The organism is Butyrivibrio sp. WCE2006 (genome assembly GCF_000701985.1).
In the GTDB taxonomy this organism is placed as follows: domain Bacteria; phylum Bacillota; class Clostridia; order Lachnospirales; family Lachnospiraceae; genus Butyrivibrio.
Map to the genome: position 1 here is coordinate 116,097 of NZ_JNKH01000006.1, position 19,533 is coordinate 135,629.

15 protein-coding genes are annotated in these 19,533 nt (G+C 39.6%); 14 read left to right on the plus strand and 1 reads right to left on the minus strand.

What is annotated here, in order from left to right:
- Positions 1-13 precede the first annotated feature (13 nt).
- Positions 14-1,267: a hypothetical protein gene (locus T501_RS06175; RefSeq protein ID WP_044913858.1), complete on the plus strand. Its 1,254-nt coding sequence runs from the start codon at positions 14-16 to the stop codon at positions 1,265-1,267.
- On the plus strand, positions 1,260-2,780 hold the full coding sequence (locus T501_RS06180; protein ID WP_044913859.1) for a phospholipid carrier-dependent glycosyltransferase: 1,521 nt from the start codon (positions 1,260-1,262) through the stop codon (positions 2,778-2,780). The genes T501_RS06175 and T501_RS06180 overlap by 8 nt, the downstream gene beginning before the upstream one ends.
- On the opposite strand, the gene T501_RS06185 is transcribed toward T501_RS06180, so the two are convergent.
- Positions 2,741-4,645, minus strand: coding sequence for a hypothetical protein (locus T501_RS06185; RefSeq protein WP_044913860.1), 1,905 nt, complete (start codon positions 4,643-4,645; stop codon positions 2,741-2,743). The two genes, T501_RS06180 and T501_RS06185, sit on opposite strands and share 40 nt — an antisense overlap.
- 416 nt (positions 4,646-5,061) lie before the next feature.
- Between T501_RS06185 and T501_RS06190 the strand changes: the two genes are divergently transcribed.
- The 12 genes from T501_RS06190 (at position 5,062) to T501_RS06245 (ending at position 19,529) form a co-directional block, all read left to right on the plus strand.
- Positions 5,062-6,057 carry a radical SAM/SPASM domain-containing protein gene (locus T501_RS06190; RefSeq protein WP_044913861.1) on the plus strand — a complete coding sequence of 332 codons (996 nt, stop codon included), beginning with the start codon at positions 5,062-5,064 and terminating at the stop codon, positions 6,055-6,057.
- A 51-nt stretch (positions 6,058-6,108) separates the two neighbouring features.
- Positions 6,109-7,863 (plus strand): DUF6044 family protein, encoded by a 1,755-nt coding sequence (locus T501_RS06195; protein ID WP_044913862.1) that lies wholly within the window; start codon positions 6,109-6,111, stop codon positions 7,861-7,863.
- A gap of 88 nt (positions 7,864-7,951) precedes the next feature.
- The gene (locus T501_RS06200) at positions 7,952-8,899 is read left to right on the plus strand and encodes a glycosyltransferase family 2 protein (RefSeq protein ID WP_026509487.1); all 948 of its coding nucleotides are present in this window, start codon (positions 7,952-7,954) and stop codon (positions 8,897-8,899) included.
- Between the two features lie 98 nt (positions 8,900-8,997).
- A complete protein-coding gene (locus T501_RS06205; protein ID WP_044913863.1) occupies positions 8,998-10,251 on the plus strand; it encodes an SGNH/GDSL hydrolase family protein in 1,254 nt (417 codons plus the stop codon).
- Between the two features lie 199 nt (positions 10,252-10,450).
- Entirely contained in the window at positions 10,451-11,755 is a 1,305-nt protein-coding gene (locus tag T501_RS06210; protein ID WP_197027926.1) for an MBOAT family O-acyltransferase, read from the plus strand.
- 12 nt (positions 11,756-11,767) lie between these two features.
- The gene (locus T501_RS06215; RefSeq protein WP_044913865.1) at positions 11,768-13,273 is read left to right on the plus strand and encodes a hypothetical protein; all 1,506 of its coding nucleotides are present in this window, start codon (positions 11,768-11,770) and stop codon (positions 13,271-13,273) included.
- A gap of 26 nt (positions 13,274-13,299) precedes the next feature.
- On the plus strand, positions 13,300-13,926 hold the full coding sequence (udk, locus tag T501_RS06220; protein WP_026509483.1) for a uridine kinase: 627 nt from the start codon (positions 13,300-13,302) through the stop codon (positions 13,924-13,926).
- A gap of 2 nt (positions 13,927-13,928) precedes the next feature.
- Positions 13,929-15,110: a DUF6077 domain-containing protein gene (locus tag T501_RS06225; protein WP_026509482.1), complete on the plus strand. Its 1,182-nt coding sequence runs from the start codon at positions 13,929-13,931 to the stop codon at positions 15,108-15,110.
- A 90-nt stretch (positions 15,111-15,200) separates the two neighbouring features.
- The gene (locus T501_RS06230; RefSeq protein ID WP_207641182.1) at positions 15,201-15,890 is read left to right on the plus strand and encodes a hypothetical protein; all 690 of its coding nucleotides are present in this window, start codon (positions 15,201-15,203) and stop codon (positions 15,888-15,890) included.
- Between the two features lie 26 nt (positions 15,891-15,916).
- The gene (locus tag T501_RS06235; RefSeq protein ID WP_050008167.1) at positions 15,917-17,350 is read left to right on the plus strand and encodes an MBOAT family O-acyltransferase; all 1,434 of its coding nucleotides are present in this window, start codon (positions 15,917-15,919) and stop codon (positions 17,348-17,350) included.
- A 105-nt stretch (positions 17,351-17,455) separates the two neighbouring features.
- Positions 17,456-18,535, plus strand: coding sequence for a hypothetical protein (locus T501_RS06240; RefSeq protein WP_044913867.1), 1,080 nt, complete (start codon positions 17,456-17,458; stop codon positions 18,533-18,535).
- A 10-nt stretch (positions 18,536-18,545) separates the two neighbouring features.
- Positions 18,546-19,529 (plus strand): SGNH/GDSL hydrolase family protein, encoded by a 984-nt coding sequence (locus T501_RS06245; RefSeq protein WP_026509478.1) that lies wholly within the window; start codon positions 18,546-18,548, stop codon positions 19,527-19,529.
- The last annotated feature ends 4 nt before the right edge of the window (positions 19,530-19,533 follow it).

Genomic DNA, 19,533 nt, shown 5'->3' on the forward strand with positions numbered 1-19,533 from the left:
AGGGGGAGGATTTTTGAAAACTGAAGGAACAAATAAAAAGGAACTCAATAATTCCGGTATAACCGGTTTTGATAAATGGATAATTGATATAGTTACGAACAATCTGGAGAAGATTGCAATATTTGCAATTGTCCTTATAGCAGTTTTGATCAGGATGAAGCTTATACCTGAGACAGAGCTTTCCCCGGATTATAAGAGCTATTATCTGCCCTGGGTAGAGGCTTACAGAGAGTATGGTCTCATAGGAGGCCTTTCAAAGGACATTGGTGATTATTATGTTCCCTTTAATGTCATGTATGCCATATGCTCACTTTTTCCCTGTGAGCCATATATTCCGATCGCTCTGTTTTCCCTTGCGGCTGAGCTTGTCAGCGCGTTCTTCATAAGAAAAATGCTCCTTCTCATTTTTGATGAGAGAGGTGTCGAGAGAAGGATTGCCGTAAGAATCAGTGATTTTTCAGCTGCCCTTACCCTGCTTCTTCCCTTTGTTATCTGGAACGGAGCGTTGTGGAAACAGTGTGATGCAATTTACGTAGTATTTCTTGTAATAGCTTTGTATTATGTACTTAAGGACAATTACACGAAAGCTTTCATTTTCCTTGCGATTTCATTTAGCTTTAAGCTTCAGGCGGTGTTCTTTCTGCCTCTTTTTCTGGTACTCTATTTTGTAAAAAAGAGATACAGTATTTTTAATTTCCTATGGATTCCTGTTATGTATCTGATAATGGGGCTTCCCTGTGTTTTGAGCAGAAGAGGGCTTAGAGCCACATATCTGGCATATCTTTTCCAGACTCAGGAAGTGGCAACTGAAGGATACGGCATGGTGTCCTATTATCCTAATTTTTATAATTTCGGGCTGGATGCCTTTGATGAGATACTAACGCTGCCGGCAGTTCTTATGACGGTTGCGGTGCTTGGAGTATTTGCGGTATATGCTATTCGCCATGCTTCTTTTTTGGATAAAAAGGAAAATGTATTATACTTTGGCCTGTTTATGGCTTGGAGCTGCTGCATGTTTTTACCGGGGATGCACGAGAGATATGATTATGCAATCGTCCTTCTCATGACAGCATTTTGCCTTGGGGTTAAAAGAGAGAAATTGTGGATTGCAGCCATCATGAATATTAATTCCATGCTTGTGTATATAATGGTGCTCTTTAAGGAGGAAGTGTTCTCTATAACAATTCTGTCAGCTATTGCAGTAGTCCTTTATGCCATTACTGCCTTTGATATTGTAAAGAGGATTGGAGCTGGATCCCATGAATAAGCATCTTCGAAGACTTTCAATGATCTTTTTTATTCCATTTACTTTATTGAATGCAGTGATACTTCTTTCAGGGACCTTTACCACTGTGTATTATGATGTGGGGCAGGAGGCGGATCTTCCCAGATTTGGGACGCAAGATTATTCGGAATTACTGGTAGGAATTCTTGCATTTGCACTCATGGCTCTACTGGCAGTTAAAATTGTAAAAAAGCGCATGCTGCCACTTGCACTTATACTTGAAGCAGTTGTCTGTCTTATTATCATTTTTTCATCAAAAGCCGTGGCAGTAACAGACGGACTTATGCTGGATAATGTCATCAATGAATTCAATGCAGGGGATTACCATAGCCTAAGTAAAGGCGGCTACATGTTTATATATCCCTTTCAGCTGGGATATGTGGCTATCGGGCAGATAATAGGTAACCTGTTCGGACCCGGCAATTATACAGTATTTCAGCTGATAAATATGATAGCGATACTGTTTACGGTGTACCTTCTTCACCTGATAACCCGGGAGCTGTTTGAAAACGACGAGGTCTGTGCGATATTTGATGTACTTTCTCTGTTCATGTTTTTCTTTTTTACCTATGTGACCTTTGTATACAACGATGTCTGGTCTGTGACGCCGGGAGTTGCTGCTATTTATTTTGAAATCCGCTATTTAAAGGGAAAAGCGGTCAAAGATGAGATACTTGCAGCACTGTTTTTAGGTCTTGGATGTTTTTTGAAAACAAATCTGTATATAGCTTTAATTGCCATGGTGATCCTGCTGATTGTGCATTTTGTGCAGGTGATTCTTGATAATGAAGAGCAAAAGATGAGGACGGTTTTCTTTAATCTTGTATTCTGTATTATTCTATGCATCATGGCTATATATCCGCTTAAGCTTTTAGGGAATGTATATGCTGCAAAGGCAGACCTTGAGGCGTATCCGGAGGGCGTACCGAGCTCAACCTATTTTGCCATGGCTATGCAGGAGGGTGAAGGAGAGTGGGGCTGGTACAACGGCTTTAACAGAAATACCTATGATGAATGTGATTATGACAGAGAGCTTACTGATGAAAAAGCAAAGCTTGCCATAGCTGAAAGAATTGCTGAGTTTAAGGAAAGACCGCTTCATGCGGCGAGATTTTATGCAAGAAAATTCTTAAGTCAGTGGGCGGATCCTACATTTGTATCTGTCAGAAATTTTGAGTTGTCGATGAGACATTCAGATTCTACATCTTCGTTTGCAAGGTCAATGGTAGATGGGATATGGTCGAAGATTTTTCAGGGAATAATGGATGTGGCCCACTTTATTGTGTATTTTGGAGTGGTGGTTTATTGCATATTAACCTTGAAGAAAAAGAGCTTTACACTTTGGCAGGCGCTGCCGATACTGTTTGTTTTTGGGGGAATGCTTTTCCATGAAATATGGGAAGGTTCGTCCAGATATATAATAAGATATTATCTGATGCTCCTTCCCTTTGCAGCTTACGGTCTTTTTGAAATTACAAAAAAATCACCAAAATAGTTTATACTTAGTGCCTCGGGATCATAACCCGGGGCATTTTTTATTGTATCAACCTGAGTCTTATGAAGGATAAAAGTATTACCTTCATCCAGATAAGAGACTACATTCTCCGCAAAGTCTTCCGGCAGTCCAAATCTGAAATTGGTAAAGGAATCTGCAATGCGAAATTCTGCAGTCGGATCCTTGTAATGGACTGTCTTGATAAAATCGGTGGGCGACGTTTTGGTGTAATAAAGTGCTATCATAAATGGGGCAGATACGTGTTCGTAGGTTGAGTAGATAATTGAATCATCCTTAGTTATATTATCTGCATAGGCACAGGCTTCTCCGTATCCGGGCATGTAGGCATCTCTGCTTAGATGATTAAAGTCAGTAAAGTAAGTCCTGCTGAATAAAATTGCGCTAATAAGAAAAACAGCGGGAGCAATTGCTTTTCCAAATATGGCAAGATAATGAATAAATTTGTTTGGTGTGTTTTTTTCAAGAGTGACAAATTCATTAACTATAAAAATGTATCCACGCGCCAGATAGTAAATCACTGGAATAAAGATCATCACCATTCTTGTTATATCTTCTTCAACGAATAAACCAAAGATAAATGAAGGGATGAAAAGGCTTGCAATTACCTGATCAATAAATTCACCATTTCTTAATCTGAGTATACTTAAAAACATTCCAAGTAGTGTAACAGGGAATGTAAAAGCCAGAAGCGGAGGAAATCCCGGGATATAATTAAGAATCTGTTCTGCGGAGGAACCGATTGACAGATTTTTAATTATAACCAGAAGGTTCTGCAGCACTGACAATAGCATCCCTGAACCGGAAACAAATATGCTCCTTTTGGCTGTGAATTTTGTTATTGTAAACAGAGGCGTTGTAATCTGCGGAAGATTAAGTGCATTGACCACGTAAAAAATCAGCAGAGGCGAAGAAAAAATAAGGAATACCACAACGCCTGTTGTTACCTGAAGTCTGGTCATGCGATGTCTTCTTGTAAATATTACGCACATGATAACCAGATGGACAGGAATGATGATTGTAGCTGCGCCATAGCTGTAAAGCGTAAGTGAATAGAATAAGGCGGAAAAAGCAAAAAGCAGAGTTGCCTGCGTATCAGAAGCGCTTAGGGATTGACGTTTTTTCCTGTCTTTACGCTTAAATAATGTTCCAATGTTCTCGAAGGAGGTAGCTTCTTTTTGCGCTTTGCCTCCGAGAATGAAAAGAAAGAGAGCAGTAAGTACAAAAAACGGTGCGGTATTGCTGTCAAGGCTCCATCTTGAGAGCATGATATGCCATGGACTAAGGGAAATTATGCACAGATACACAATTGGGAGCCACAGATATTCACCTGATATATACTGAAGAGTAAGCCTTTCACTACTGTCGGAAAATGATTCACTGCTGAGTTTTTTTATAAGGAAAAATGAAATAATAAGTGTAGCTACGCCAAGAACAGCCGGCAAAGCCCTTAGAGTCACGGGGCTTGAACCAAACAGAAAGGTTGTGATGGCGTTAATATAGATCATAAGCGGGCTTCCGCCACCTGAACCGTAAGTGATCGGATAAACAGGATATCTGTTGCCGTCACGGTCAATTCCGAAAACAGAAAGGATGTAAGCCTCATAGCCTATGGATGCTTCGTCCTGATGAAGACCCAAAGGAATCTGTGTGAGCTTATAAATTCGGAGTGCAGTACCAATAATAATAAGGGCTGCAGGTAAAAAAAACGTATATATTTTATTGAAGGTGACATTTGATAGATTTATCTGGGAAAATGAGTCACGGTCATTTTTACTATACAGATACAAAGCTAAAGCAATGATCCCAAAATAGATAATGAGTGATACCGCATTTAAAGTTAGCATAAACTATTTTCCGCCTTGTAGATTGCAATTATTGTTCGAATGTTGATGACTTCTTGAATTTCCTCAGGTATTCAGAAAGCCATACTTGTGTATTAATTATAGGAAACGTACAGATAAGAGTCAAACGCTAAGTTGAAAAAAAGCCCTGCTATTGATATAATTATAAACTGTTCATTCAGCTCTGCGCACTTGCTGCGCTGAGCGTGAGGATGTTTAAAGCTTTGAATATTGGATTTGCCCCTTGCCGAAGGCAATTGGAATGGGCAAATCCCGTTGCTGTGAGCACCATAAGGTGCGAGCAGTAACTATAATTATAAACTGTTCATTCAGCTCTGCGCACTTGCTGCGAGCACCATAAGGCGTGAGCAGTATATATAGTAAGCACTCTTGTAGATTTTTAGTTTGGAGGAAATGAAATGCCAATCAAGGTTAACAGTTTTATGGGGAAATTTGGCTGGTTTGCAAGAAAGCATTTTCCTATGCTTGCCAGTGAAGCCTATTTAAAGCTTCAGTTTGCCACAAGACATAAACAGCAACAGGATTATATAGATTATTTTATGAATGCCAAGGAAGTTCCGATGCCCAATGTGGTTAACATCGAGACAATAAACAGATGTAATTCTACCTGCGCATTCTGTACAGCAAATGTACATGCTGAGAGAAGACCTCTTTGCAAGATAGATGATGAGCTTTATAAGAGCATTATCGATCAGCTTGCTGACTGGGGATACAAGGGACACCTCACATTGTATGGTAATAATGAGCCCTGGCTTGATACCAAGATAGTTGAACGCCATAAGTACGCGAGGGAGAAGCTTCCTGAGAGCTTCATCTTCATGAGTACTAACGGACTTATCCTTAATATTGATAAGGTTAAGCAGATTCAGCCCTATATAAATCAGCTTATTATCAATAACTATAGTATGGAGTTCAAGCTTCATAAGAACATTCAGGAGATTTATGAGTATGTTAAGGCTCATCCTGATGAGTTCAAGGATCTTGATATAGAGATTCAGATGAGATATCTGGAGGAAGTGCTCACAAACAGAGCCGGTTCAGCACCTAACAAGCAGGCTACCGAGAAGGTTATCAAGGAGACTTGTCTTCTTCCTTTCACTGATATGTGGATAATGCCTAACGGAAAGCTTGGACTTTGCTGCTGTGATAACTTCGAGGTTACTAATTATGCTGACCTTGCTACAACAAGTCTTAAGGATGGATGGGCATCTGAGGAGTTTATGGCTGTAAGAAGGAAGATTGCTTCCGGAAGACAGAATGAGCCCTTCTGTAAGCATTGTGACTTTATTGATGCAGGATTCCGTATGACGATCGTAAAGGCCATTCTTGAGGGAAGAGATCCCAATAAGCTCGGCGGACATGAGAGAATGGGAATTTTCAAGAAGGAAGACTAATCGTAGCTTTATGTCAGCCTTATCAGGATATGCACATATAGAGGTGAAGTTGTGAAAGGCATAACAGGGAAAATAGCATCCGGATGGTACATCTGGCTTATAGGCATTTTTATCACTGCTGTTTTTGCTATGTATATGATAGTCGGTGAGAACAGTTACATAGCAGTGCCGGACAATTTGGATCTATTTGTTGCACAATATCAAATGATGAAAAATACAGGGACATTCTGGGCTCACGGCGCGGATGTCCCGTTTCTTAATGGTATCAGCAGGGATAATCTTCCCGGAGAATTTTATCTGTACAGTATTCTGTACATGATTTTTCCGGCATATATCGCTTATGTTCTGGGATATATTCTGAAGATTGTTATAGCGCTTGTTTCCTGCCTGCTGCTGTTTAAGGATTTCTTTCCGGATGAGAAGCCGGGAGATGTTGCTTATTTAAGTGCTTTTGCATATGGAATTCTCAATCTTTTTCCAGCCTTTGGAATACCTTTTGCTTCCATTCCCCTTGTTATATATCTTCTTAGAAGGATATACAGAATTGGATTAAAGAGGGAGGTTGTAAAGTACTATATACTCTTATTTCTGTATCCGGTTGTATCTTATTTTTCGTATTTTGGAATGTTTATTCTGGGGTACCTGGTTCTTGCAATTATCTGGAGACTGATAAGTGATAAAAAGCTTTCTCTTTCCTTATGTATTTCTCTTATAGTTTTATCTGCAGGATTTGTGATTTTTGAGTACAGACTTTTTGGAACCATGCTGCTTTCGGATGAAATAACGATAAGAAGTTCTATGAAAGATGCTTCCATGGGAATTTCTGAGATTATAGGTGAGAGCTTTTCTGTGTTTAAAAATGGAATGATGCATGCTGATGATGCACATTCATATTTTGTATTCCCGGTGTGTATGATATATCTGGTCTTTTTAAATGCCGGATATGTGATAAAAAGGGATTTTAAAGGAATTGTTCACGATATTTACAATTTCTTTTTTGTGCTTTTGATTTTTAACAGCGCTGTATATGGAATTTATTACAGCGAGGCAGTAAGAGATTTTGTTGCGTTGGTATTACCGCCGCTTACAGGTTGGCAGTTTAACAGGACGATTTTCTTTAGCCCGTTTCTGTGGTACGGAATGTTTTTCATAGTATGCAGGAGAATGGCTAAAAGAAGTAATGTACTGCTAAGGATATCCGCAAGAGTCCTGCCTGTTATAGCTGTATTTGTGATACTGCTCTTTTCCGGGCATTATAATGATCTGTATGATACTGCTTACGGAACGGCATATCGTTTAAAGACAGGACATGAAGTGGACAGGCTCAGTTACAGAGAGTTTTATTCCACAGAGCTTTTTGATAAAATTAAAAGCGATCTTGGCTATGAAGAGGATGAGTGGGCAGTGGCCTTTGGAATGCATCCCGCCGTGCTGGAATACAACGGAATATCGACACTTGACGGTTATCTTGGATTTTATTCTCAGGATTACAAGGAGAAGTTCAGAAGAGTCATAGCGCCAGCCCTTGATAGAAAGGAAAACACCAGAATCTATTTTGATGACTGGGGAGCAAGGTGTTATCTGTATTCCGGAACTGATGATTCGATAGTTATGCCTACAAAAAGTATGGCAGGTGTTACTGATACCAATCTGTATGCAGACACAGAGGCTCTGAGGGAGCTTTCATGCAAATATATTTTTTCCAGGATTGAACTTGGAAATGCAAAGGAAAAAGGGCTTTTATCTGTAGGAACATATGAGGATGAATCATCTCCGATGACTATATATGTCTACAGGCTGGATTAATAAAGTCTGTAGTTATAAAGCCTGTGAAAAACGGAAAATCTTCCGGGGGCTAATATTTTAGCTCAAATATCATAATGAGAGGTTAGAAATGGATAAAATAGCGGTACTTATTCCCTGCTACAATGAGGAGCAGACCATTGAAAAAGTAATAAAGGATTCAAGGGCGGCTCTTCCTGATGCGGTTATATATGTTTATGATAATAATTCATCTGACCGCACATCAGAAATAGCAGAGGCAAATGGTGCAATCGTCCGCCATGAATATGTTCAGGGAAAAGGCAACGTAATAAGAAGAATGTTTCGTGAAATTGATGCAGAGTGCTATGTAATGGTTGATGGAGACGATACCTATCCTATGGAGTCGGCACCTGGCATGTGCGAGCTGGTACTTAAGAAAAATGCTGATATGGTTGTAGGTGACAGACTTTCATCAACATATTTTACTGAGAATAAAAGGCCTTTTCACAATTTTGGTAACAGTCTTGTAAGGGGTAGCATCAACAGGCTTTTTGATTGTGACATAAGAGATGTAATGACAGGATTCAGGGCATTCAGCTACGAATTTGCAAAAACATTTCCTGTATTATCAACCGGGTTTGAAATTGAGACAGAGATGACAATTCATGCTGTAAATAATCATATGCAGATTGAGAATTACATCATAGAATTCAGGGACAGACCGGAAGGCTCTGAGTCAAAGCTTAATACCTACTCTGACGGAATGAGAGTGCTTATGACCATAGCAAGACTTTACAGAGACTATAAGCCTATGGGATTTTTCTCAATAATCTCTCTTGTTCTTGCGATTGTATCAATTGTATTTTTTGTGCCGATTTTTGCATCATATCTTCAGACGGGGCTTGTTGAGAGATTTCCGACACTTATTGTCTGTGGTTTTGTGATGCTTGCTGCGATTTTCGCATTTTTCGCAGGAATGATACTGCATAATCTTACAATAAATCACAGGAGAGAATTCGAGATGAGGCTTATAAGCCTGAATGCGGATAAGAGGAGATTGCTGGAAAAGGAAAGTTAAGATTATATTAACTTTTTGTGTTTTTTTGATGATAGGGAGTTTCTGGTGTTAAAATGTCATTGTACTTTTGTGATTTGTTAATGACATGAGGAGCTATTATGAAAAAAAGATTTGTTATGGGACTGACTGCTTTAATGCTTACCGTCTCAATAGCCGGCTGCGGTGATCCGTCTAAGCTGACTTCAAAAAATGTAAATGAACCGGTTGTGGAAGAAGAGATAACCGGGGAGACTTCGGAGGAAGCCGTGTCTGATGGCGTAAGTCAGGGGCAGGCGACTGGTTCGGAGCAGAATGCAGAAGGTGATGACGCTGAAGCTTCTACAGCAGAAGCAGCTGAAAAGCCTATGGCAGTAACGTCGGATGGAGTGGCATTTGATCCTGAGGAGATAGTTGAGCCTGCGCTTCCTGCGGCTGAAGTACAGCAGGCAGAGGCGGTAACTGCTGATGTACCCGCCACCGATACCACTGAAACAGAACAGACCGTGGCTGAGACTCCCGTAGAAGACCCTGCAGCTACTCCTGCAGAAGAACCCAAAAAGGATAAGTATTATGACATAGTCTTTATTGGTGACAGCCAGTTTGACAATGCCAGAGGAACGGCATCTGATATACCCTCTTATACCTGTTCGCTTCTTGGGAAAAAGGTTAAGTTCTATAACCTGGCAATAGGAGGAACGGCAGCATCTCTTTCAAGAGACATGGGCCTTGAACTTGATACATTTAGTGATTCATGTTTTATAGGAATCAGCTATGCCCTTGCAGGTAAGATAAACGCTTCTTTCCTTGATCAGTATCCTGCGGGTGAGGAGCTTAAAAGGGTTGATCCCGAAAAGGTGGATCTGTATGTTATTGAGTATGGAGCAAATGACTATATAAACGGAAAAGATTTGTATAATTCCAATTATGTAGATTATCATTCATATAGCGGAGCTCTTTCAGAGGGAATAAATACACTTAAGACCATAAGCCCCAAGGCGCAGTTTATTCTCTGCGGACCATCATATTGTGTATGGTACAACTCAGACGGATATCTTATTGGAGACAGTTATACCGTAAGTAAAGGAATTGGTACGCTTTCAGAGTATTCAAATACTGCCAGCAACCTTGCCAGTGATATGGGCATAGACTTTATGGATTCCATGTATGCGTCACAGTTTGACCTTAAGATGGAAACTATAGATGATTATCTTGTAGACGGTCTTCATTACAACGAAAAAGGAAGACAGATTTACGCAGCGGTCCTTGCTCACAGAATTCAGAAGCTGAGAGGGCTTGATGACAGTGAAATGCCTTATATCGAAATAAATAATTTTGATTTCTGGGCATACAGTGACAGCATCAAGAAAAAATAATAAATTGCAACCAAAAGAATGTCGCACCGCGACATTCTTTTTTTTTAGGTCTTATTTTGCTATACTAAACCTTAATATTATCTAACAAAGAGGACGAATAATGCAGCTTATATCTTTGCAGTTTTTAATCTTTTTGCCAGTTATGGCGTTTATCTATTTTTTAATCCCGGCGAAGCTACGGTATTTATGGCTTTTTCTGATGAGCTGGGCTTTTTACCTTTCACTCGATCTTAAAGGCTTTCCGATGCTTCTTTTCACATCCCTGTCCACCTATATTGGGGCAAGGGTCATGGAGAAGCAGGAAGGGAATAAGAAAAAAGCTATTCTTGCATGTGTGATAGGTGCAAATCTTCTGATCCTTGCTCTTTCAAAATATGCGGGTATCTCAATTCTGTCAGCAGTCGGTATGTCATTTTTTATGTTCATGGCAATCGGCTATATGGTGGATGTTTACCGCGGGAATATTTATGCGGAGAAGAATTTTTTCATACTCTCACTATTTGTATCCTTCTTCCCACAGGTTACGTCAGGACCTATAGAACGTGCGGGACATATGTTCAGACAGTTCAGGGAACCTCATGATTTTAGCTATGACAAAATGAGAGATGGCCTTTTACAGATGATGTGGGGCTATTTTATGAAAATGATAATAGCCGACAGATGTGCGATACTTGTATCTGCTATTTATGCAGATCCTGTGAAGTACGCGGGAACAGCTACACTGGTGGCATCAATTCTTTATACCTTTGAGATATACTGTGACTTTGGCGGATACAGTAATATTGCCATAGGCTGCGCCAAGGTGCTGGGCTTTGATCTGATGAAGAATTTCGATGCTCCTTATTTATCAGGTAATGTCCAGGAATTCTGGAGACGCTGGCATATTTCACTCTCCTCCTGGTTTAAGGATTATCTGTATATTCCCCTTGGCGGCAATAGAAAGGGAACTGTTAGAAAATATATAAATATTTTGATTGTGTTTATTTTAAGTGGGCTGTGGCATGGCGCCAACTACACTTTTGCAATCTGGGGATTATTGCATGGCCTGTATCAGGTAATAGGTCATATCCTGATGCCTGCAAGAGAAAAGCTATGTGCTGCTTTTAAGGTTGAAACGACCAGCTTTTCCCATAGAGTTTTAAAAATCCTGATAACCTTTATGCTGGTAAATCTCGCATGGATATTCTTCAGGGTTCAGGATTTTGGTTCTGCTGTTTATATGGTGACACATATTCTAAAGCCTGAGCCATGGTTTATTACAAAGGGAACCCTTTATAACCTTGGACTTGACAGAACCAATGTGCTTTTGCTGTTTTCATCCATAGCTTTGCTTATAGGAGTAGATATAGCTAACAAGAAGGGCATTGTGATTTCGGAAAAAATTAAAAATCAGGGAATCTGGCTCAGATGGCTCATCTATATCGCTGCGGTTACATTTATTGTGACTTGTGGTATATGGGGACCCGGATATGATGCAGCAGGATTTATTTATCAGAACTTTTAAGGAATTATTATAATGAAGAGAAAACTGATTCTTACACTTAAAACAATATTATTTCTTATACTTCTTGGCGGTGTTTTGTGTACAGTAATGCTTGTTACCGAGAGAAAAACCAGCTATATGAAGAATAAGGACTTTTTTGAGGAAGCAAAAAAAGATCATCTTGATGTTTTGTTTTTGGGATCTTCCCATGTGATAAACGGTATAAATCCCATTGATCTGTATGAGGATTACGGAATCACATCCTACAATCTGGGTGGTCACGGCAGCCTTCTGAAGGAAAGCTATTGGCAGCTCATAAGGGCTCTTGATTACTGTAAGCCGGATTATGTAGTCGTGGATTGCTTTATGATGGACAGGAACTACGATTATATTGATGAAATGTATGAGGAGACTCCCGAAGAGTTCAGGCAGGCAGCTATCAGCCAGCTTCACCTCAATATGGATGCGTATCCTTTGAGTAAGCTCAAGATTGCAGCTGTTAAGGACCTCGTTCATGATCCTGATATACAAAAACAGTATCTTTTTGATTTTATGGTATATCACAACAGATGGAACGAGCTTGAGCAGAAGGACTTCCAGAGACTTACAGGTACTTCAGAATACAATATGTTAATGGGAGCAGAGATGAAGCATGAGCTTGAGGGAAGCATATCTTACGATTATGAATATGATACAGCTGCAAGACTTCCGGAGCATACCGTTTGTGAAGAATACCTTATGAAAATCATTGATGAATGTCAAAGAGACGGTATAGGAATACTTGTTACATATCTTCCGTTTGCAGCTGAGCCTCAGGATATTCAGTCTGCCAATTCTGCGGGAGACATTGCAGCGCAGTATGGAGTTCCGTATATAAATATGCTTCAGATGGAGGATATTATCGACCCCAAAGCGGATTTAAGTGATCCCGGGCACTTGTCCTCTACCGGAGCAAAGAAGGTTACAGATTGCATAGGAAAATGGCTTTCTGAGAACACTGATCTTAAGGATCACAGAGGTGATGCAGAGTTTTCTAAGTGGGATGAACTCAGCGCAGGATATGATAAAGAAGTCAGAGATAGGGAAATAAGCTACAGACTTCTCACTACTCAGCTTAATATGCTCACATTGGGAGATGTAAGTGCTGCGCTCTATCTTACAGAGGATTCACCTGCACTTCAGGATCCATGGTTCAGACATTTGGTTTCAAATCTGACAGGTACAGATAAGATTGAAGAGGCCGGAAGAGATCATCAGCAATATTTCCTTCTGATGGACAGGGCATCAGGTAATATCTACGAGGCTGTTGGATATGAGCCTGTTGAAAATATGGATACTTCAATGGGGCAAATGACATATATTCCTATTGAGAAAAAATTCAGGTTGTTGTATCTTACATCAGATGAGAATAATAATTTCTTATATGATGATGATCACCTTAAGGATGACGTTCAGCTTATAACATATGATAATAATAGTGGAGAGATGCTTTCTCATATTTATTGTGAATCATCCCACAATTATGAAATAGAAGAGTAATACACAGTTTTGAAAGAGAGGTTCTAATGAAGAAAATTTGCATTGTAGGAATAGCCGGTGGTTCTGCGTCCGGAAAGACAACAATTGTGAACAGAATAAGGGAGCAGTTTGGTGATGATATTGTGGTCATCAGCCATGACTCATATTATAAAGCACACAATGATCTGACCTATGACGAGAGAAGCAGACTCAATTATGATCATCCTTCTTCTTTTGATACAGAGCTTCTTATAAGAGATGTGATGAAGCTTAAAAATGGCGAAGAGATTGATGTACCGGTATATGATTATGCAATCCATAACAGATCCGATCAGACAGTGCATGTGATTCCAAAGCCGGTAATCATTCTTGAGGGCATTCTGATACTTGAGAACAAACAGCTTAGAGACCTTATGGATGTAAAGGTTTTTGTTGATACAGATGCTGATGAGAGACTTATGAGACGTATTCGCAGAGATACTATCGAGCGTGCAAGAAGCGTTTCGTCAGTACTTACCCAGTATTCTGAGACTGTAAAACCTATGCATGAGCAGTTTGTTGAACCCAGTAAAAAATATGCTGACCTTATAATTCCGAGGGGCGGCGAGAATCTCACTGGTATCAATATCTTTACAGAGCACTTAAATGCAATGCTTCGGGAGGAGGTTAACTGATAATGTTGGTACTGTCCGCACTTTCTTTGATATTGTGGCTTTTTATAGTACCTATGGGGATGGGGCTCTTAATTCAGAGGATTCTTCCGCAAACGAAAAAGACAATAGGGATAACCTGTCTTTGCGGATTTCTGATATCCTTTGCTGTATTCGAAGTGATAGGAATCTGGTGCATGATAAAGATTCCTTACGGTGCTTTTCATAAGTGCAGTGTTGCCTTTGCCAGTGTACAGGGCATTCTTGCCATTGCGGGATACGCTGCAAAGATTATGGATATTCAGAGGGATTACGAAAAAAAGGATGTAAATATTTTTTATCTGTTCTTTCCGGGAGATAAGAGAGCAAAACCGGAGGCTATCATAAGCCCCAGAACAGATGTAAGAGTCATGAAATTTCAGTATTCCAGGGAAAGTCTTATATATTGGGCTGTTTTTCTTGTGGTGCTGATTTTTCAGCTTGTAATGGCTGTTGTAATTGCTCCGTTTGACGGTGACGATTCATATTATGTTGTTGAATCGCTCCTTGCGCAGCAGACAGATGTTATGAATACGATTCTTCCTTATACCGGAAGCTCAACATCTCTTGATATACGTCATGCCATGGCGGTATTTCCTCTCTGGATTGCATTTATAGCAAGAATGAGCGGGATTCATGCTACAATCGTATCTCATACCATAATGCCGTTTTTGATCATTCCGCTTGTTTATCTGATCTATCTGGAAATAGGTCGAATTCTTTTTGGTGCAAGGCAGGATATGATTCCTGTGTACATGTTGTTTATTTCGCTTTTTGCCATGTTCGGGAATACTTCGATCTACACGCCGGAGACCTTTTTTATGATGAGAACCTGGCAGGGAAAAGCTATGGTAGCAAACTTTGTTATTCCTTTTATATTCTGGCTGTTTTTATGGCTGTTTGATGATTGCAGGAAGCCGGGATTTTTGTGGAAGGAAGAGACAAAAGGTGGAATAAGGTCGATTCGCAACAGTGCCTGGATACTATTGTTTCTTCTCAATATGGCAGCAGGAATCATGAGTTCCATGGGGATTGTTTTTGGAGCAGGACTTATAGGATTGTTGTCACTTTTACTTCTGATCTACACAAGAGATTTAAAGGTTATTATCAAGGCTGCTTTGTCAGTTATTCCTACAGGCGTATATCTTTTAATATACACATCATTTTGAATTTGAGGAAAATTTATGTATGGAATTTTTATGGAGTGTTGGGTCATTTTTAAATTATACGGAGAGAATGGTTTTCTGATCCCGCTCTTTTTGGTTTCTCTAATATATCTTCTGATCACTGAGAAGGACAACAGGAAAAGACTTGTTATAGCCGTTGCTCCACTGATAGTACTTGTGGGCTTTTTCATACCATACACAAGAATTGCCTATGTGGCAGTTTTAAGTGACGGAGGAGACACCTATTACCGTATATTGTGGCTTCTTCCGATGGGAGTGTGCATATCCTATGCCGGCTGTAAGCTTTTCATAAACCACAAGAGGATAGGACTTCCGGTTGTAAGTGCTCTTATCATTCTTTGCGGAAGTATTGTTTACAAGAATCAGTATATGGTCAAAGCTGAAAATGTTTATCATATACCCCAGGTGGTCATTGATGTCTGCGACGTTATAAGTCCAGGGGAGAATGAGCCGAGAATCAGGGCAGTATTTCCTTCTGAGATGCTTCATTTTGTAAGACAATATGATACAAATATCCTAATGCCTTACGGACGTGATATTATTCATTGGGATTATTACAATGCGGTTCATGAAGTTTTTGAAAAGCCGGAGGAAATTAACGCAAAGGATCTTCTTGAGGCTACGAGACAGGCTCAATGCAGATACATAGTTATGCATGAGGGCAGGAAAATAGATGTACCGCTTGATAAAATGGGTCTTGAACTTGTGGATAATGTCGGCGGTTATAATATTTATGAGGATACCGAAGCGGTTCAGCAATAAGGACTATAGGTTCGGTAAGCATAGAAATGACTTTTAATTCATATTCATTTATTTTTATATTTTTACCTGTATTCCTTCTGGGTATATGGGGAATCCAGAGCTCCTTTTTACAGGATGATAAAAAGGGAACTTTGATGAAATTGTGGCTGATAGTAATGTCAGCCTTTTTCTTCGTGGGATACGGGAGATTCAGTATCCTGATCTTTTCTTTTAGTATTTTATGGAATCTTTTATCCGGACTTGCAATTTTACGAAGCAGGGGCGGTTTTTCTAAATATATTAAAGCTGTTGCAATCGTAGGAGATGTAGCACTTCTTGGTTATTTTAAATATTTAAATGCCGGGGCTATGCCTGTGGCCATAAGCTTCTATACCTTTTCCCAAATCATGTTTATAGCAGAACTTAATAAAGAGGAAGGACTTAATATAATTGATTACCTGTGTTATGTCCTTTTCTTCCCCAAGATTCTCCAGGGACCTATTGCTGATTATGAAAATATCAGGGCAGGAATTTTTGATCTTCATAAGAGAAAACTGAATTCAGATAATATAGCCGAGGGTCTTAGGCTGTTTACTTTGGGACTTGTAAAAAAGGTGCTTTTAGCTGATATTCTTGGGAAAGCTGTGGATTTTGGCTATCAGGGTATAAACACAGCTACGGCGCTGGATGCTCTGGTTATAGCGGTTTCATATTCTTTCCAGCTCTATTTTGATTTTAGTGGTTATTGTGATATGGCAGAGGGAATCTGCAAAATGATCGGAATGGATCTCAGGATAAATTTTGATTCTCCGTACAAGTCAGGAAATATATCAGAATTCTGGGATAGATGGCATATATCCCTCACAAGGTTTTTTACAAAATATATTTACATTCCACTGGGTGGAAGCCGCAGGGGAATAGTGAGAACCTGTATAAATATTATGGTTGTTTTTCTGATAAGCGGAATATGGCATGGAAATGGCTGGGGGTTCGTTCTGTGGGGATGTCTTCATGGTCTTCTTATGGTGCTTACCAGATTATTAAAAGGTGATAAAAAGGCAGGAGAGGCAAAAAAATCTGCAGTAATTGACGGGATAAAAACTTTGCTTACATTTCTTTATGTAACTGCAGCCTGGGTGTTCTTCAGGGCCCCCGGTATTGATTCTGCACTGGCACTTTTGGGAAAAATTATCAATATTGATGCCTGGAGAGGATTTCATATTTCCATAAAACTGGCAGAATGTTTTATGGTTGATGAAATCTGGTATATCTTTAAGGTTACTCCGATACCGCGCTGGGACAAGAGTAATTATATATGTATGTGGATAATAATTATCATCTCTGCACTTATCATAATCAGAGGTGACACTGCCAGAAAAATTGCAAAAAAAAGAAAGGCTCCCATAATTTATGGACTGTTGTTTGTATGGGGAGTATTAAGCCTTGGTGGCGTCAGTACCTTCCTTTATGTGAACTTTTGAAACTGGTATCGTCCAGGAATGCAAAGCATGATTGGTTAACGGCACCGGTTACAGAGTGGTCTTAGTCAGATAAAAGATTTGTTTATAGATGAGGAGAGATTTGTATTGGATAAATCAGGCGGAAAAAAATTTATATTATATTTTTTTGTAACCGTTGCAATAATATTGATTCTTGTATCAGCGTTGGTTGCCTATGTAGATCCGTTTTTTCATTATCATAAACCTTTAAATGGATTTCCATATATAGTGGATAATCAGTTATCTCAAAATCCGGGAATGGCGGTGCATATGGATTATGACAGCTGCATAATAGGTTCATCAATGACAGTCAATTTTCATACGGATGATTTTAATGAGCTGATGGGACTTAATACGCTAAAACTTTCCTACAGCGGAGCGTATCCAAGGGATGATTACAACATCTTAAGCATAGTTTTTGATAAGGACACCTATGCCAGAAAGAATAATGATATGAAAGCGGTCTTTTTGGGGCTGGATATACCTACCCTTACCGCAGAAACGGATGAGATAAAGTATGAACTTCCAATGTATCTTTATGATAAAAATCCGGTAAATGATGTTAAATATCTGTGGAATAAGGATGTTCTTCTGGAATATATATTAAAGCCTGTAATTCAGAGAAAACCCTCCAATATGTCTGAGATTTATGCCAGCTGGTGGACTGAGGATTACTATAACCTTCAGTATGTGATGCACGGATATGAAGCTCCGGAGCCGGTTGATGAAGAGATGGATAAGGAACTTCTGATTCCCAAGACGAAGGAAAATCTGGAGGTCAATATTCTTCCATTTGTGAAAGAAAATCCGGACACGGTTTTTTATGTATTTTTCCCGCCATACAGCATTCTTTATTGGAATAATGTTATTACTGAAAATCATCTTGAGGCTACCCTGAATCAATATATGTTTGCGGCGAGAGAGCTTTTGCAGTATGATAATGTGCGTCTATTCTATTTTCAGAATATGGAAGATGTTGTGACAGACTTGAATAATTATGCGGATTATACGCACTATAATCCAAGGATCAATCGCTTTATGACAGAGTGTTTTGCGGATGGATCCTATGAGATAAAAAGTGAGGAAGAATTTGAAACCGAGCTTTCCAAAATGCGAAAGATTATAGAGAATTTCGATTTTGAAGAGCTGTTTTCAAAGGAGTATTAGAGAGGTTTTTATGGCTAATTACAGATCTGATGATAACAGAGGACGTAGAAAAAGACGAAATGACGCTGGAATTCCCGGATGGGTTCATCTGGTTATTCTGGGACTTATTGTTTTACTTATCGGATATGGCGCATTCAGGCTCCTTAAATGGAATAAGGGCAAGACGCTTGAAAAGGTTGAAATTGATGAATCGGAATATGAGGTAGAGCTTCTTGACCAGGTATTTCTTTTACCCTCCGAAAAGAGAGAAGGGCATGAAGACGATGGCAAGGAAACGATACTTGTTCTTGGAAATGATGCGATTACATATGATACTTCCGACGATGGCGTCTGTGCACAGATAGCTGACAGAACCGGAGCGGAAGTGATAAACGCAGGCTTTGCGGGAAGTACAATCGCTCTTTCAAGCCCTGAAGGTGAAGGAGATGCGATGGACAGACTGAGCTTTTTCAATATAGCTAAGTCTATAGCTGGTGATACGAGGACGGATGTTCTTGATGCCACCTGGATTCTCGGTGAGACAGTGATGCAGCAGCATGCACAGAGCCTTGTTGATCTTGATATGAACAAGGTGGACACACTTATCATTTATTATGATGCCACAGATTATATAAAGCTTCGTCCAGGTATGAATCCCGGCGACAAACTGGATCCTATGACTTACATGGGAGCACTTGATTCGGGAATCAGGATGATACAGGAAAAATATCCTTTCATCAGAATTGTGTGCATGTCTTTTACTTTTTGTTATGCCTATGATTCAGATGGGGTTCTGAAAAATGGAGACAGGGTCGATTTTGGAAACGGTAAACTTACTACATATCTGCAGCATATGATAGATACCTGCGGTGATACCGGAGTATCTTTCATAGATAATTATTATGGAACTATCGATGAGGGAAACAGTTCGGAATTCCTTCTTGATAATATTCATGTTAACAAGGATGCAAATAAACATATAGCAGAGCATTTTGCCTCCGCAATATATAAATGAGGTT

Bases quoted from the DNA above. Each gene is read 5' to 3' on its own strand.
- T501_RS06180 (WP_044913859.1), top strand. From the start codon at position 1,260: ATGAATAAGCATCTTCGAAGACTTTCAATGATCTTTTTTATTCCATTT.
- T501_RS06185 (WP_044913860.1), bottom strand. From the start codon at position 4,645: ATGCTAACTTTAAATGCGGTATCACTCATTATCTATTTTGGGATCATT.
- T501_RS06190 (WP_044913861.1), top strand. From the start codon at position 5,062: ATGCCAATCAAGGTTAACAGTTTTATGGGGAAATTTGGCTGGTTTGCA.
- T501_RS06200 (WP_026509487.1), top strand. From the start codon at position 7,952: ATGGATAAAATAGCGGTACTTATTCCCTGCTACAATGAGGAGCAGACC.
- T501_RS06205 (WP_044913863.1), top strand. From the start codon at position 8,998: ATGAAAAAAAGATTTGTTATGGGACTGACTGCTTTAATGCTTACCGTC.
- T501_RS06210 (WP_197027926.1), top strand. From the start codon at position 10,451: ATGAGCTGGGCTTTTTACCTTTCACTCGATCTTAAAGGCTTTCCGATG.
- T501_RS06215 (WP_044913865.1), top strand. From the start codon at position 11,768: ATGAAGAGAAAACTGATTCTTACACTTAAAACAATATTATTTCTTATA.
- udk (WP_026509483.1), top strand. From the start codon at position 13,300: ATGAAGAAAATTTGCATTGTAGGAATAGCCGGTGGTTCTGCGTCCGGA.
- T501_RS06225 (WP_026509482.1), top strand. From the start codon at position 13,929: ATGTTGGTACTGTCCGCACTTTCTTTGATATTGTGGCTTTTTATAGTA.
- T501_RS06235 (WP_050008167.1), top strand. From the start codon at position 15,917: ATGACTTTTAATTCATATTCATTTATTTTTATATTTTTACCTGTATTC.
- T501_RS06245 (WP_026509478.1), top strand. From the start codon at position 18,546: ATGGCTAATTACAGATCTGATGATAACAGAGGACGTAGAAAAAGACGA.